The sequence below is a fragment of the Mycobacterium sp. NPDC003449 genome, assembly GCF_053588415.1.
Map to the genome: position 1 here is coordinate 1 of NZ_JBSFPX010000057.1, position 16,028 is coordinate 16,028.

The following is a 16,028-nucleotide window of genomic DNA, read 5'->3' on the forward strand; positions in this document are numbered from 1 at the left end:
GAACCGCTACGCCAAGGACAAGAAGCTGCTCAAGGACAAGGACCCCAACCTCACCGGGGACGATATCCGCGAGGGTCTGGCCGCGGTGATCTCCGTGAAGGTGTCCCAGCCCCAGTTCGAGGGCCAGACCAAGACCAAGCTCGGCAACACCGAGGTGAAGTCCTTCGTCCAGAAGATCTGCAACGAACAGCTCAACCACTGGTTCGAGGCCAACCCCGCGGAAGCAAAAACCGTTGTGAACAAAGCGGTTTCGTCGGCGCAGGCCCGTCTGGCCGCGCGCAAGGCCAGGGAGTTGGTCCGGCGTAAGAGCGCCACCGACATCGGCGGACTGCCGGGCAAGCTCGCCGACTGCCGCTCCACCGATCCCCGGAAATCCGAACTCTATGTGGTGGAGGGCGACTCGGCCGGCGGCTCGGCGAAAAGCGGCCGGGACTCGATGTTCCAGGCCATCCTGCCGCTGCGCGGCAAGATCATCAACGTCGAGAAGGCCCGCATCGACCGGGTGCTGAAAAACACCGAGGTCCAGGCGATCATCACCGCACTGGGGACCGGTATCCACGACGAGTTCGACATCGCCAAGTTGCGCTACCACAAGATCGTGCTGATGGCCGACGCCGACGTCGACGGTCAACACATCTCCACGCTGCTGCTCACGCTGCTGTTCCGGTTCATGAAACCGCTTGTGGAGAACGGCCATATCTTCCTGGCCCAGCCGCCTCTGTACAAACTCAAGTGGCAACGCACCGACCCCGAATTCGCCTACTCCGACCGCGAGCGCGACGGGCTGCTCGAGGCGGGACGGAAAGCGGGCAAACGCATCAACGTCGACGACGGAATCCAGCGGTACAAGGGCCTGGGCGAGATGGATGCCAAGGAACTGTGGGAAACCACCATGGACCCGACGGTGCGCGTGCTGCGCCAGGTCACCCTCGACGACGCGGCCGCCGCCGACGAACTGTTCTCCATCCTGATGGGTGAGGACGTCGAAGCGCGTCGCAGTTTCATCACCCGCAACGCCAAAGACGTCCGTTTCCTGGATGTTTAACGCCGAATTCGGACGCCGAAACTAGGACTTGAGCTATGACTGACACCACGTTGCCGCCCGGCGACGAAGCCGGAGACCGCGTCGAACCGGTCGACATTCAGCAAGAGATGCAGCGCAGCTACATCGATTACGCGATGAGCGTGATCGTCGGCCGCGCGCTGCCCGAGGTGCGTGACGGCCTGAAACCGGTGCACCGCCGGGTGCTCTACGCGATGTATGACTCCGGGTTCCGCCCCGACCGCAGCCACGCCAAGTCGGCGCGCTCGGTCGCCGAGACCATGGGTAACTACCACCCGCACGGCGACGCGTCGATCTACGACACCCTGGTCCGGATGGCCCAGCCGTGGTCGCTGCGCTACCCGCTGGTGGACGGTCAGGGCAACTTCGGTTCGCCGGGTAACGATCCGCCGGCGGCCATGAGGTATTGCCTGACCGGCGACGCGTTGGTGCGCTTACCGTTTGGCCAGTCGGTGCGGCTTTCCGATGTGGTGTCGGGGGCGCGGCCCAACACCGACAACGTGGTCGAACTGAAGGTACTCGACCGGCACGGCAATCCTGCCCTCGCAGACCGACTGTTCCACTCGGGTGAGCATCAGACCTACACGGTCACCACGGATGAGGGCTACACCCTGACCGGCACGGCGAACCATCCGTTGTTGTGCCTGGTGGATGTTGCGGGCGTGCCTACGCTGCTGTGGAAGCTGATCGAAGAGATCCGGCCGGACGACCGGGTGGTCATTCAGCGGACCCCGCCGGTGGAGTTCGGGCCCGCTGATTGGCACGACGCGCTCGAAGCCCTGCTCGTGGGTGCGTTCATCAGCGAAGGATTCGTCTCCGAGAACCGGGCCGGATTCAACAACCTCGACCGAGACTTCTTCACGATGGTGGTGGCCGCTTACGACGCGGTGGTCGGCGGGCCTCGATACACGTCAGCCCGCACCATCGCGTCGGGTTCCAAGCTGCACGAGTTGGACATCCACAACCTCGAGGCGTTGCGGAAGTCCCGGCTCGCCGACATGATCGGGCAGCGTTCGGCGGACAAGGCCGTGCCGGAATGGCTCTGGCATGCGCCCGCAGCCGTGAAGCGGGTGTTCCTACAGGCCCTGTTCGAAGGGGATGGTTCGTGTTCGGCGCTGCCGCGCAACACGGTTCAGGTCTCCTATTCGACCCGCAGCGAACGACTCGGCAAGGATGTCCAGCAGATGCTGCTGGAATTCGGTGTGGTGTCACGCCGGTATCGGCTCGCCACCGGCGAGCACAAAGTGGTGATCACCAATCGCGCCCAGGCCGAATTGTTCGCTGAACAGGTCGGTTTCGGAGGCATCAAGCGCGACAAGCTTGCCGCGATTCTGGGTGCACTGCCCGAGGCGCCGGCCGGCCTGGACGGCGACCACGTTCCAGGCCTCGGCCGCTTCATCCGCACGCACGCCGGCGGGCGTTGGGCGGACAAGGAGTGGCTTAACAAACACAACATTGACCGGCTCGATCGGTGGCGCCGCAACGGTTCTGAGATTCTGGCTCATATCGCCGACCCAGACGTTCGTGCCATCGCGACAGATCTGACCGACGGCCGGTTCTATTACGCCCGCGTGGCGTCGATATCCGAGGCCGGTGTGCAACCGGTGTACAGCCTTCGGGTTGACACCGACGACCACGCATTCATCGCCAACGGGTTCGTCAGCCACAACACCGAGGCCCGGCTGACGCCGCTGGCGATGGAGATGCTGCGCGAAATCGACGAGGAGACAGTCGATTTCATTCCGAACTACGACGGCAGGGTGCAGGAACCCACGGTTCTGCCGAGCCGGTTCCCGAACCTGCTGGCCAACGGTTCGGGCGGTATCGCCGTCGGCATGGCCACCAACATCCCGCCGCACAATCTGCGGGAGCTGGCCGAGGCCGTCTACTGGTGCCTGGAGAACTACGAGGCCGACGAGGAAGCCACCCTGGCCGCGGTGTGCGAGCGGGTCAAGGGACCCGACTTCCCCACCGCCGGTTTGATCGTCGGCTCCCAGGGCATCGAGGACACCTACAAGACCGGTCGCGGATCGGTCCGGATGCGCGGTGTCGTCGAGATCGAGGAGGACTCCCGCGGGCGCACCTCGATCGTCATCACCGAACTGCCCTATCAGGTCAACCACGACAATTTCATCACCTCGATCGCCGAGCAGGTCCGCGACGGCAAGCTGGCCGGAATCTCCAACATCGAGGATCAGGGCAGCGACCGGGTCGGTATCCGGATCGTGGTGGAGCTCAAGCGCGATGCGGTCGCCAAGGTTGTGCTGAACAACCTCTACAAGCACACCCAGCTGCAGACCAGCTTCGGCGCCAACATGCTCTCGATCGTCGACGGGGTGCCCCGCACGCTGCGCCTCGACCAGCTGATCCGGCTCTACGTCGATCACCAACTCGATGTCATCGTGCGCCGCACCCGGTACCGGTTGCGCAAGGCCAATGAGCGGGCCCACATCCTGCGCGGTCTGGTCAAGGCGCTCGACGCGCTCGACGAGGTGATCGCGTTGATTCGGGCGTCGGAGACCGTCGACGTCGCCAGGGCCGGCCTGATCGACCTGCTCGACATCGACGACATCCAGGCGCAGGCCATCCTCGATATGCAGCTGCGCCGCCTGGCTGCGCTCGAGCGGCAGAAGATCGTCGACGATCTGGCCAAGATCGAAGCCGAGATCGCCGACCTCGAGGACATCCTGGCCAAACCTGAGCGTCAGCGCGCCATCGTCCGCGACGAGCTCGCCGAGCTGGCCGAGAAGTACGGCGACGACCGGCGGACCCGGATCGTGCCCGCCGACGGCGAGGTCAGCGACGAGGATCTGATCGCCCGCGAGGACGTCGTCGTCACGATCACCGAGACCGGCTACGCCAAACGCACCAAGACCGATCTGTACCGCAGCCAGAAACGCGGTGGCAAGGGTGTGCAGGGCGCGGGCCTCAAGCAGGACGACATCGTCAACCACTTCTTCGTCTGCTCCACGCACGACTGGATCCTGTTCTTCACCACGCAGGGCCGGGTGTATCGGGCCAAGGCCTACGACCTGCCCGAGGCCTCGCGCACCGCGCGCGGTCAGCACGTGGCCAACCTACTGGCCTTCCAGCCCGAGGAGCGCATCGCCCAGGTCATCCAGATCAAGGGCTACGAGGATGCGCCGTATCTGGTGTTGGCCACCCGCAAGGGTCTGGTGAAGAAGTCCAAGCTCGTCGACTTCGATTCCAACCGCTCGGGCGGCATCGTCGCGGTCAACCTGCGTGACGGTGACGAACTGGTCGGTGCGGTGTTGTGCTCGGCCGATGACGATCTGCTGCTGGTGTCGGCGAAGGGGCAGTCGATCCGCTTCTCGGCCACCGATGAGGCGCTGCGGCCGATGGGTCGCGCCACCTCGGGTGTGCAGGGTATGCGGTTCAACGAAGAGGATCAGCTGCTCTCCCTGAACGTCGTCCAACCGGATACATATCTGCTGGTCGCGACGGCGGGTGGGTACGCCAAACGCACCGCGATCGAGGAGTACAGCCCCCAGGGCCGCGGCGGCAAGGGCATCCTGACGATTCAGTACGACCGCAAACGTGGCAGTCTGGTTGGAGCGCTGATCGTCGACGACGACACCGAGCTGTACGCGATCACCTCGGGAGGTGGTGTCATCCGCACCGCTGCACGTCAGGTACGCAAGGCCGGCCGACAGACCAAGGGGGTGCGCTTGATGAACCTGGGCGAGGGCGCCACACTGATTGCGATTGCGCGCAACGCCGAGGAGGGCCCGGAGGCAGAAGCAGCCGAAGCGGCCGAGACCGAAGAGTCGTGATGCAGCAGCCGGGGTCCGACCGGGTCCTCGGCCCGAGTTAAGGAGCTGTCAGGTGAGTTCACCGAGCGAGCCGGGACACCCGCGCGCGGGCGACCGGCCCGGCAGCACCAACGGGTCCGGGGGCGACGGCAGGACGGTCGGCAACGGGGTTCCCCGCCCGACCGGAAACATCACCGAGACGGGTGAGCCGCCACCCTGGCAGCGTGGGACGCCACGCAGCGCCCAGCAGCCGCAGGCCGAGCAGCGGGGCGAGCAGACGCGCGGCAGCGCCGCGACACACTCCCCCGGTGTGGAGGCCCGGTTGCAGCGGTTCGTCTCGGGCACCGACGGCGAGACCGAGCAGCAGCGCGCACCGGCGCGTCAGGACCCGCCGGCCCGTGGTGAGGCGGGCGCCAGGCCCGAGGCACCCCCCCGCGGCGACGCACCCGTCCGGAGCGAGGCACCCCCCCGGAGTGAGGGTCCGGCCCGGAGTGAGGGTCCGGCCCGCGGCGAGTCGGCCCGGAGCGAGTCCTACGCCAGCGAACTGCCCGACTTGTCCGGTCCGGTGCCGCGACCCCCGCAACGCAAGACCGGCGGCGACGCGGCCCCGATGCGGACCGCGTCCTCCCCGACCGGCCGGATCCAGGTCGCCAACCGGCCCTCGACGTCCGGTCCGGTCCGGGCCAGCATGCAGATCCGCCGCGTCGACCCGTGGACCGTGCTCAAGGTGTCGCTGGTCCTGTCGGTGGCGTTGTTTTTCGTCTGGATGATCGCGGTGGCGTTCCTCTACCTGGTGCTCGGGGCGATGGGCGTGTGGAGCAAGCTCAACAGCAACGTCGGCGACCTGCTGACGAGCGCGAGCGGCAGTGCCGGTGGCGAGCTGGTCTCCAGCGGCACCATCTTCGGTGGCGCCGCGCTGATCGGCCTGGTCAACATCGTCGTGCTGAGTGCGATGGCCACCATCGGGGCGTTCATCTACAACCTCACGACCGACCTGGTCGGGGGTGTCGAAGTGACGTTGGCCGACCGGGACTGAACCAGTTTGGGCGCGGGGGTGCTCGTGCGGTAATCTCGTCGCTCGGTCGTCCCCAATTTACGGGCCTATAGCTCAGGCGGTTAGAGCGCTTCGCTGATAACGAAGAGGTCGGAGGTTCGAGTCCTCCTAGGCCCACGACACCCCGGTTTCACCGGGTGACCACCGAGAGGGTCCGCCATGCGGTTCGTCGTCCTGGCTGTCATCGCAGCCGTCGCGGTGGTCGTGTGGCGGTCACGGCACGGTGCCGAGGTGTGGCACGAGGCGGACACTTCACCGTCGCAGCCGAACGAGGGGCCTTAGCTCAGTTGGTAGAGCGCTGCCTTTGCAAGGCAGATGTCAGGAGTTCGAATCTCCTAGGCTCCACAGATAATCAGCGGTTTCGGATTGGTTGAGTCCACGACCCCCATTCCGTAGCGTGGTACCCGATGGGCAACCCTGAAAGCCCGACCGTTGCCGAGCAGCCAGAGAGTGTGACCCCGGACGCGATCATGCAGCTGGGGTTGGGATTCTGGGGTGCGAAGGCCTTGCTGAGCGCGGTCGAACTGGGGCTGTTCGCGGTGATCGGCAAAGCCGGACCGCTGGACGCCGATGAGCTCCGCGAGCGGCTGGGTCTCCATCCGAGGAGCGCACGGGATTTCTTTGACGCCCTGGTCGCGCTCGGAATGCTCCGTCGCACCGACGGCCGGTACTCGAACACCGCGGAGACCGATCTCTTCCTCGACCCGGCCAAGCCCACATATCTGGGCGGGATGTTGGAAATGGCCAACGCTCGCCTGTACACGTTCTGGGGATCGCTGACCGAGGGCTTGAGGACGGGACAGCCGCAGAGTGAGGTGAAGACCGGAGGCGACTTCTTCGAGACGCTGTATGCCGATCCGGAGAAGCTCGCGCAGTTCACCGCGGCGATGACCGGGCTCAGCCGCACGGCCGGCGACGCGATCGCCACCAAGTTCCCGTGGCGCGACTACGGCAGCGTGATCGACATCGGGTGCGCGCAGGGCGCCGTTCCGGTCGCGATTGCGGCCGTCCACGACCACCTGACCGGTGGCGGCTTCGATCTGCCCCCGGTGAGACCCATCTTCGACACCTACGTCGCCCGGTTCGGGCTGGCTGACCGTCTCAGCTTCACGGCCGGTGACTTTTTCGCCGACCCGCTGCCCAGCGCCGACGTGCTCATCATGGGCCACATTCTTCACGACTGGGATCTCGACCAGAAGCGCCTGCTACTGAAGAAGGCCTACGCCGCGCTGCCCAAGGGTGGGGCGTTGATCGTGTTCGACGCGATCATCGACGACGACCGGCGGGAGAACGCGTTCGGGCTGCTGATGAGCCTCAACATGCTGATCGAAGCGTTCGGCTTCGACTACACGGGTGCGGACTGTCGAGGCTGGATGGCCGACTCGGGTTTCAGCGCGAGCTATGTCGAGCACCTGGTCGGTCACGATTCGATGGTGGTCGCGATCAAGTAGGCGCCGAATGTGAACACGATGGTGAGATCTGCCAAAAATCTCGCCATCTTCTTCACGTTCGGCCGCGAGGGGGCACCGAACGTAGGCAGGTTACCCTAACTTCGTGGGTTTCTCGTATGCGTCAGTCGTCGAGACCAAGAGCCTCAATGCCCGACTGATCCGGATCACGCTGCACATCGACGATCCATCGGCCCTCGATGTGCGACCGGCGGCCGACTCGGCGGTCGGGGTGTATTTCACGGCGGATCCAGACGACGAGGGGCGCAACTATTCGGTGCGCTCCCAGCGCGGGGACCTGATCGACCTGGACGTGGTCCGGCACGCCCACGGGCCGGGCACCACCTGGGCCGAACACACGGCTCCCGGTGACCGGGTCAGGCTCGACCACGCCCGATCCTGGTACCGGCCGGACCCGGCCGCGGACTGGCAACTGCTGGTCACCGACCTGTCCGGGCTGCCAGCCACGGCCAGGATCCTCGAGGAGTTGGCACCCACGGTGCCGGTGACCGTGATCGCCGAGATCGCCGATCACATCGATCTCGATTACCTACCGCAGCATCCGCTGTTGCGGATGATCCCCAGCATCGGCACCGGAAACGGCCATGCGCCAAGCCAACTCGCCGCGCTGGTGCGTGATCTGACGCTGCCCGGCGGGCGCGGCTACTGCTGGTTCGGCGGTGAGGCCGCCGAATCCCGGGCGGTGCGTAAACACCTGCGCCGGCTCGGATTCGTCCGAGACCAGTACGACATCACCGGGTACTGGCGGGCCGACTCCGAGACCTGGGACGCGAGATTCGCCGAGGTCGAATCCGTTGTCCTGCCGGTCTATGAACGCGCGCTCGCCGCGGGCAGGGGCGACAAAATCGCATTCGAGGAGTTCGACGACGCGCTCGAGCGGGTGGGTCTCTGACCTCCGTGACCGTCGACGCACCGGCAGCGCCCGCCCGCGCCACCACCCGCAGCCGGGCGACGGGTCTTCTGATCGCCACGCTGCTGCTGGCCGTCGTGTGCGTCGCCAGCCTGGCCATCGGCACCGAGAACGTGTCGCTGTCCACCGTGTGGCAAGCCCTCACCGACTATCGCGATGCCGGGGACCAGTGGATCGTGCACGACCTGCGGATCCCCCGCACCGTGCTCGGCCTGTTGGTGGGTCTGGCGCTCGGGCTGTCCGGCACCCTGATCCAGGCGGTCGGGCGTAACCCGCTGGCCGATTCGGAGATCCTCGGGATCAACTCGGGCGCGGCGCTGTTCGTGGTGGCCGCGATCGCGTTCCTCGGCTTCACCGGCATCTGGACCTATATCGGGTTTGCTTTCGTTGGCGCGCTTTTCGCGATGGTCCTGGTGTACCTGATCGGGATGACCGGACGATCCGCGGTCACCCCGGTGCGCGTGCTGCTGGCCGGGGTGGCGATCGCCGCGGTGATGGACGGCATCGGCTACGTCATCCGGCTGCGCAACCCGCGCGCCTTCGACAACATGCGGTTCTGGGACGCCGGGGCGCTCGACGGGCACCCGCTGCAGGTATCGGCGGCGATCGCGCCGTTCATCGCGATCGGCGTGGTGCTGTGCCTGGTGGTGTCCCGCTCGCTCAACATCACCGCGCTGGGCGACGATCTCGCCGCCAGCATGGGTACCAACGTGGCCCGCACCCAGGCGTTGAGCCTGATCGCGGTGACCCTGCTGGCCGGCGCGGCCACCGCGGGTGCGGGACCCATCGGCTTCGTCGGTCTGATGGTGCCGCACGCGGTGCGACGCTTCACCGGACCCGACTGGCGCTGGATCCTGGCCTACGCCACCGTCGTCGCGCCGAGCCTGCTGCTGGCGGCCGACATCCTCGGACGTGTCGTCATCCGTCCCGCCGAGCTGCCCGCGGGCATCGTCACCGCATTCGTGGGTGCGCCGGTGCTGATCTGGCTGATCCGCAAGGTGGGCGCCGACCGCACATGACCATCGACTTCGGGAAACGACAGTTCGTCGCGCGGGCCGGAACGGCGTCGGTGCGCACCTCGTGGCGGGCCCTGCTCGTGGTGGCCGGCCTGCTGGCCTTCGCCGTGGTGATCGCGGTGCTGGCGATCGGGATCGGGAAATACAGCATCGCCCCGTTCGACGTGCTGCGGGTGCTGGTGGGCGCCAACTCCTCGTTCGACCGGGTGGTGGTCCTGCAGTGGCGGATGCCGCGCATGGTGATGGCGCTGCTGATCGGGGCCGCGCTGGGGGTCTCCGGCGCCATCTTCCAGGCGCTGACCCGTAATCCGTTGGGCAGCCCCGACATCATCGGGGTGAACGCCGGCGCCTACACGGGGGCACTGGCGGTGCTGGCCGGTCTCGGCGGCGGCTACTACGCGGTGGCCGGGGGCGCCTTGATCGGCGGACTGGTGACCGCCGTGGCGGTGTACGCGTTGTCCTACCGCAACGGGCTGGCCGGCTACCGGCTGATCGTGGTCGGCATCGGTGTCGGCGCGGTGCTCAACTCGGTCAACCAGTGGATCGTGATCAAGCTGGATCACCACACCGCGGTCACCGCATCGATCTGGCAGCAGGGCACGCTGAGCGGGCTCAGCTGGGAGCAGGCCGTGCCGATGGCGGTGTGCCTGCTGGTGACGACGGCGGCACTGGTGGCGCTGGGACCGCAGCTGCCGGTGCTGCAGATGGGTGACGACACCGCGGGCGCCCTTGGGGTTTCGCCGGAACGCACCCGGTTGTCCTACCTCGTGGTCGGGGTCGCACTGGTGGCGCTGGCCTGTGCGGCGGCCGGGCCGATCTCGTTCGTCGCACTCGCCGCACCGCAGATCGCCAGAAGGCTCACCGCGAGCGCCGGGGTGGCGCTGGTGCCCGCGGCCGCGGTGGGTGCGGTGCTGCTCCTGGTCAGCGACATCATCGCCCAGCAGGTGTTCACCGGCAACGAACTGCCGGTCGGCGCGGTGACGGTGTCGCTGGGCGGGGTGTATCTGGTGTATCTGCTGATCACGCAGGCTCGGCAACGATGACGACAACGGAAGGCGACGCCGGCATGCCCCCGACGACGACCCACACATTGCAGGCCCGCGACGTGACGATCGGCTATGAGGACCGGACGATCATCTCCGGTCTGTCGGTGGACATCCCCACCGAACGGGTCACCGCGATCGTCGGGCCCAACGCGTGCGGCAAGTCCACGCTGCTGCGCGGGCTGGCCCGGTTGCTGAAACCGGCTGCCGGGCAGGTGATTCTGGACGGCCAGGATATCGCCGGCCTGCACACCAAGGAGGTGGCCCGCCGGCTGGGCCTGCTGCCGCAGACCTCGATCGCCCCCGAGGGCATCACGGTCGCCGACCTGGTGTCGCGAGGCCGGTTCCCGCATCAGAAGGTGCTGCGGCAGTGGTCGCGCGAGGACGCCGCGGCAGTGACCGACGCGATGCGCCACACCGGGGTGACCGAACTGTCCGCACGCCTGGTCGACGAACTCTCCGGCGGTCAACGGCAACGGGTCTGGGTGGCGATGGTGCTGGCCCAGCAGACCCCGCTGATTCTGCTCGACGAGCCGACCACCTATCTCGACATCGCGCATCAGGTGGAGCTGCTCGACCTGTTCGCGACGCTCAACCAGGAGCACCAACGCACCGTGGTGGCGGTCCTGCACGACCTGAACCACGCCTGCCGATACGCCGACCAGCTGATCGTGATGAAGTCGGGACAGATTGTGGCCCAAGGTGATCCGAACACCGTGATGACCGCGGAGCTGGTCGCCGAGGTGTACGGTCTGCGATGCCAGATCATCGAGGACCCGGAGACCGCGACCCCGCTGATCGTTCCGCGCGCCTCAAAGCACGCGCGCAACCTCAGACGGTGACGAGTTCGGGCTGGGCCGTGAGGTAGCCGCCGCCCCGGCCGAAATACTCCAGCGCGGAGTGGTCGCGGCCGTCCTCGGTGCGCACCACGTCGAGCACCAGACCGCGCGACTGACCCCGGTATGCCTCGGCCCCGGCCACGATCGCCATTCCGCCGTCCTCCTCGATGAACACCCGGCCCGGGGTGCCACCGTAGACGCATCGCGATACATGCGCCGAGATCAACCGCAGCCGCTCCCCGCGAAAATAGGTGTAGGCGTTCGGGTACGGGTCGGACAGTGCGCGGATGAACCGCTCGATGTCGGCGGCGGGCCACGACCAGTCCACGACGCTGTCCCGGTCGGACCGCTTGTGGAAGAAGGTGCGCTGACTGAGATCCTGCGGTGTCGGTGTGGCGGTCCCGGATTCGATCGAATCCAACGCCTCCACCAGCACCTCGGGAACCAGGTCAAGGGTGTCGCGCACCAGGCTGGTACCCGTGCTGGTTGGCGTGATCTCGACGGCACGCTGCAGCACGATGTCGCCGGTGTCGAGCTGATCGTCCATCAGGTGCGCGGTCAGCCCGGTGTGGCTGGCGCCGCTGATCAGCGACCAGATCACCGGCGAGAACCCGGTGAACTTGGGCAGCAGCGAATCATGCAGGTTCAGCGTGCCGTGCGACGGGATCCCGAACAGTTCCCTGGGCAGGTAGGTGCGCCAGTTGTTGGCCACGCCGATATCGGGGGCCAATTCGGCGACCCGGTCGATCAACTCGGGTGTCGGGCGCTTGGCCAGATACACCTCGATACCGGCGCCGCGGGCCAGGTCTTCCACCGAGTCGGCCCAAATCGTCTCGTAGGCATGGTCACTCGTCGGGTGGGTGACCACCAGGCACACCTCGTGTCTGGACTGCAGCAAAGCCTGCAGGGTGCGGTGCCCCCATGTCTGATAGCCGAACATGACGACGCGCACAGCAACCTCCCAGCTTTCCGAGCAGCCCCCTGTTGGTAAGCCTTACCTTTGATAGCATGCCATCCGGCGGTGGGGTCCGGGCACGCCGCGTGCCGTGACGCCCAGGGGTGCATGCGCCGTCACGGCTACCGAGCCATCCGGTGTCTGCGAACGTACGGGAGGAACGTCTTGTCCATCAACCCTTTTGACGATCCGGACGGCCGGTTCCTGGTTCTCGTGAACACCGAGGGCCAACATTCGCTGTGGCCGGTCTTCGCCGCGGTTCCTACTGGTTGGACGGTCGCTTACGGCGGGCCCGACGGTGCTGAAAGGGACGCTGCCCTGCGTTTTGTCGAGGAAACCTGGGCCGATCTGCGTCCGCGCTCTCTGCGCGAGCAAATGCAGACGGCCGGCGAGACCACGACGGCGACGTGACCGCATCCGCCCCCGCGCCACGGACCGGAGCCGGTGTCCTTCGGCGCACCGTGAGCCGTAATACAAGGTGGCTCACCTCGGGTACCGGCCTGATCGCGCTGCACCAACTGTGCGAGGTGTCGGTGCCGGTGCTGATCGGCATCATCGTCGACCGCGCCGTGGCCACCGGAGAGGTCGGCGCCATCATCGGGTGGATCGCCGTGCTGGCCGCCCTGTTCGTGGTGCTGACGGTGTTCTACCGGTTCGGTGCCCGCCTGCTGATGTTCGCGATCGCGCGCGAATCGCATCTGCTGCGGGTCGAGTCGAGCGCGAAGATCCTGCACCCGCTGGGCATCGAGACCGAGTACAAAGTCGGTGAGCTGCTCTCGATCTCCTCCGACGACGCCGACAACGTGGCGTATCTGCTCGACTACATACCGCGGATCGCCGGCGCCGCCGTCGGCACCGTGGTGTGTGGTGTGGTGTTGCTGACCATCGACCTGCCGTTGGGTCTGATGGTGCTGATCGGCGTGCCGATCGTGGTGATCGCTCTGCAATTGACCGCACCCATGATCGCCCGGCGCGTCGAGGATCAACAGGCCGAGATCGGCCGCGCCACCGCCCTGGCCACCGATCTGATCAGTGGACATCGGCCGCTGCAGGGCATCGGCGCACAGGCCAGCGCCGCGGGCCGCTACCGGGTGGCCAGCCGCAGGGCACTCGGTGCGACCCTGCGCGCGGCCCGCATCCAGAGTGTGCATGCCGGCGCTGCCGCGGCGGCCGGTGCGCTGGCTGCGATGGCGGTGGCGGTGGCCGCGGCCTGTTTCGCCATCATGGGCGATCTTTCGGTTGGTCAGCTGATCACCGTGATCGGCCTCGCCCAGTTCCTGATCGAGCCGTTCTCGCTGCTGGCCGTCGTGCCCAGCTGGGTGGCCGAGGCGCGGGCGTCGGCCAACCGGGTCGCCAACGTCTTCAACGCCCCCACCCGGCATGCGCCGCACCGGGTGGCGCCGGACGCACCCGGCGTCGCACCCGGCGCGCTGTCGGTGGCCCACGCCAGGCACGGCGGGCTCGACGATCTGTCGTTCAACGTCGCGCCCGGTGAATTCGTGGCCGTGCTGACCACCGAGGTACATGATGCGAACGCGCTGATCGACCTGCTGTCCGGGTACGAGCGGTCCGAGGCGGCCGGAACGGTCCGGGTCGGCGGGCGGCGGATCGACGAGATCCCGGTCGGGCAGCGGCGCAACCACCTGCTGGTCGAGCACCACCTCAGCGCATTGTTCAGCGGCACACTGGAATCCAACCTCAAGGTGATCGACTCCGCCGGATCCGATGACACGGCGGTGCGCGACGCCCTGACCGCATCGTGCGCGGTCGACGTCGTCGACCTGCACCCCGACGGGCTGGACCACCCGGTGGTGGAACGCGGCGCGAGCCTGTCCGGCGGGCAACGGCAGCGCTGGACCCTGGCCAGGGCGCTGATCGCCGACCCCGAGGTGCTGGTGCTGCATGATCCGACCACGGCCGTCGACGCGGTGACCGAGCAGGCCATCGCCGACGGCCTGCACCGGCTGCGTACCGCGGCGGGACGCACCACGGTCGTGTTCACCAGCAGCCCGGCCCTGCTCGCCGCGGCCGACCGCGTGCTGGTGATCGCCAACGGGCGGGTGCGCAACCAGGGCGCCCACTGCGATCTGGTCGACGCCAACGACGACTACCGGGCTCTGGTGAGCAGATGATTTCCGACGAACCGATCACCCCGCCGGTGCTGCCGGTCGCGACATCGCGGCGCTCGGCGAAGTGGCTGCTGACCGACCTGCGGCAGCGACGGGCCCAGCTGCTGGCCGTGATCGTGGTGGGGCTGGGCGCCGCCGCGGCCTCGGTGCTACCGGTGTACCTGCTGGGCAGCCTGGTGGACCGGGCTCACCGCGGCGACGACGCGGGCGGCCTGGTCACCCTGGCCGCGGTGATCGGGGTGGCCGCCGTGATCGGCGGTCTCGGCACCGGACTCTCGGCGTATCTGACCACGAAACTCGGCGAGCAGACCCTGGCCGGCCTGCGCGAGCGGGTGCTCCAGCGCGCCCTGAACCTTCCTGCGACGCTGATCGAGGAGAACGGTCGCGGAGACCTGCTGTCGCGGGTCGGGCCCGATGTCGCGGTCGTGGCGCGCACGGTGTCGCAGGTTCTGCCGACGATCCTCAACGGCCTGTTCCTCGGTGTGGTGACGCTGGCGGGTATTGCCACCATCGACTGGCGGCTGGGGCTGGCCGGCGCGCTGGCGGTGCCTGCCTACGCTGCGGGCCTGTGGTGGTACCTGCCGCGGTCGGCGCCGATGTACGCCGATGAGCGCATCGCGATCGCCAACCGGGCCCAGGTCACCGTGGAGTCGATCCAGGGCGCGAAGACCATTGCCGCGTATGAGATCCACGATCGGCACCAGGCCGATATCGAACGTGCCTCGGGCCGCGCGCGTGACATCTCGATCTCGGTGTTCAGCTTCTTCACCCGCCTGGTGGGCCGGGTCAACCGAGCCGAGTTCATCGGCCTCGCCGCGACTCTGGTGGTCGGGTTTCTGCTGGTCCGCTCGGGTTCGGTGACGGTCGGTCAGGTCACCGCGGCGGCCCTGATGTTTCACCGGCTGTTCAACCCGGTCGGTGAGCTGATGTACAACTTCGACGAGATCCAGTCCGCGTCGGCGAGCCTGGCGCGTCTGGTCGGTGTCATCGACCTGCGGACACCCGATGATGACCGGCGTGCTGCCGCGACCGGAGTGCCCACCGGTGCCGACGTCGACGTCGACCGGGTCTCCTATGCATATGGCACCGGAGGCGAAGTGCTGCACGGTGTTTCGCTTCGGATACCGGCGGGCACACGGTGCGCGCTGGTCGGCACGACCGGCGCGGGCAAGACCACGCTGGCCGCGATCGTGGCGGGCATGCTCACCCCGGTCGCGGGCCGGGCCCGGATCGGTGGGGTCGAGGTCGCCGACATCGACCGTGCCCGGCTACGGCACTGGGTGGCCACGATCACCCAGGAGGTGCACGTGTTCTCCGGCCCCTTGATCGACGACCTGCGCCTGGTGGCGCCGCAGGCGACCGTCGAACAGGTGTGGGCGGCACTGGAAACCGTCGGCGCCGGCGCCTGGGTGCAGGCTCTGGAGGACGGGCTGGGCACCGAGGTCGGCGAGCACGGCGTCGCGTTGTCGGCGGCCCAGGCTCAGCACATCGCGATGGCCCGGGTGGTGCTGGCCGATCCGCAGGTGGTGGTGCTCGACGAGGCGACCGCCGAGGCGGGCAGCGCGCACGCGGCCGAACTGGAGGATGCCGCCGACGCGGCCACCGCGGGACGCACCACCCTGATCGTCGCGCACCGGCTGACCCAGGCCGCCACCGCCGACCAGATCGCCGTGATGGACGGCGGACACATCGTCGAAAACGGCACGCACGCCGAACTCATCGCCCGACAGGGCAGATATGCCCGGCTTTGGGATGCCTGGAGCAAGTACAACTGAGA

At 67.5% G+C, this 16,028-nt stretch carries 12 protein-coding genes and 2 tRNA genes; 13 read left to right on the top strand and 1 reads right to left on the bottom strand.

The genetic code is table 11. The features are described from left to right. The 10 genes from ACWDTP_RS16475 to ACWDTP_RS16520 form a co-directional block, all read left to right on the top strand. The coding region (locus ACWDTP_RS16475; RefSeq protein ID WP_450021528.1) for a toprim domain-containing protein at nt 1-1,045 on the top strand (1,045 nt) is incomplete at its 5' end. A gap of 35 nt (nt 1,046-1,080) precedes the next feature. After that, a complete protein-coding gene (gyrA, locus tag ACWDTP_RS16480; protein ID WP_450021530.1) occupies nt 1,081-4,857 on the top strand; it encodes an intein-containing DNA gyrase subunit A in 3,777 nt (1,258 codons plus the stop codon). Between the two features lie 52 nt (nt 4,858-4,909). Continuing rightward, entirely contained in the window at nt 4,910-5,872 is a 963-nt protein-coding gene (locus ACWDTP_RS16485; protein WP_450021532.1) for a DUF3566 domain-containing protein, read from the top strand. 61 nt (nt 5,873-5,933) lie between these two features. Then, nucleotides 5,934-6,007: transfer RNA gene (locus ACWDTP_RS16490), tRNA-Ile, on the top strand. 155 nt (nt 6,008-6,162) lie between these two features. Then, a tRNA-Ala gene (locus tag ACWDTP_RS16495) sits at nt 6,163-6,235 on the top strand. 62 nt (nt 6,236-6,297) lie between these two features. Continuing rightward, nucleotides 6,298-7,341 carry a methyltransferase gene (locus tag ACWDTP_RS16500; protein ID WP_450021534.1) on the top strand — a complete coding sequence of 348 codons (1,044 nt, stop codon included), beginning with the start codon at nt 6,298-6,300 and terminating at the stop codon, nt 7,339-7,341. Nucleotides 7,342-7,444: 103 nt separating this feature from the next. Beyond that, on the top strand, nt 7,445-8,251 hold the full coding sequence (locus tag ACWDTP_RS16505; protein ID WP_450021536.1) for a siderophore-interacting protein: 807 nt from the start codon (nt 7,445-7,447) through the stop codon (nt 8,249-8,251). A 5-nt stretch (nt 8,252-8,256) separates the two neighbouring features. Beyond that, nucleotides 8,257-9,288 (top strand): iron chelate uptake ABC transporter family permease subunit, encoded by a 1,032-nt coding sequence (locus tag ACWDTP_RS16510; RefSeq protein WP_450021538.1) that lies wholly within the window; start codon nt 8,257-8,259, stop codon nt 9,286-9,288. Then, nucleotides 9,285-10,328 (top strand): FecCD family ABC transporter permease, encoded by a 1,044-nt coding sequence (locus ACWDTP_RS16515; protein WP_450021540.1) that lies wholly within the window; start codon nt 9,285-9,287, stop codon nt 10,326-10,328. The genes ACWDTP_RS16510 and ACWDTP_RS16515 overlap by 4 nt, the downstream gene beginning before the upstream one ends. Beyond that, on the top strand, nt 10,325-11,170 hold the full coding sequence (locus tag ACWDTP_RS16520) for an ABC transporter ATP-binding protein (RefSeq protein WP_450021542.1): 846 nt from the start codon (nt 10,325-10,327) through the stop codon (nt 11,168-11,170). The genes ACWDTP_RS16515 and ACWDTP_RS16520 overlap by 4 nt, the downstream gene beginning before the upstream one ends. Here ACWDTP_RS16520 and ACWDTP_RS16525 read toward each other — a convergent pair. Beyond that, nucleotides 11,160-12,119, bottom strand: a complete 960-nt coding sequence (locus ACWDTP_RS16525) for a methionyl-tRNA formyltransferase (RefSeq protein WP_450021544.1) — start codon at nt 12,117-12,119, stop codon at nt 11,160-11,162. The genes ACWDTP_RS16520 and ACWDTP_RS16525 overlap by 11 nt on opposite strands. Nucleotides 12,120-12,287: 168 nt before the next feature. Between ACWDTP_RS16525 and ACWDTP_RS16530 the strand changes: the two genes are divergently transcribed. Genes ACWDTP_RS16530 through ACWDTP_RS16540 form a run of 3 tightly spaced genes read left to right on the top strand, consistent with a single transcriptional unit; the run spans nt 12,288 to nt 16,026 of the window. Next, the gene (locus ACWDTP_RS16530; RefSeq protein WP_450021546.1) at nt 12,288-12,533 is read left to right on the top strand and encodes an MbtH family protein; all 246 of its coding nucleotides are present in this window, start codon (nt 12,288-12,290) and stop codon (nt 12,531-12,533) included. After that, the gene (locus ACWDTP_RS16535) at nt 12,530-14,254 is read left to right on the top strand and encodes an ABC transporter ATP-binding protein (protein WP_450021548.1); all 1,725 of its coding nucleotides are present in this window, start codon (nt 12,530-12,532) and stop codon (nt 14,252-14,254) included. Before ACWDTP_RS16530 ends, ACWDTP_RS16535 begins: the two co-directional genes overlap by 4 nt. Then, complete coding sequence (locus ACWDTP_RS16540; RefSeq protein ID WP_450021550.1) at nt 14,251-16,026, top strand: ABC transporter ATP-binding protein; 1,776 nt, start codon at nt 14,251-14,253, stop codon at nt 16,024-16,026. The genes ACWDTP_RS16535 and ACWDTP_RS16540 overlap by 4 nt, the downstream gene beginning before the upstream one ends. Nucleotides 16,027-16,028 lie beyond the last annotated feature (2 nt).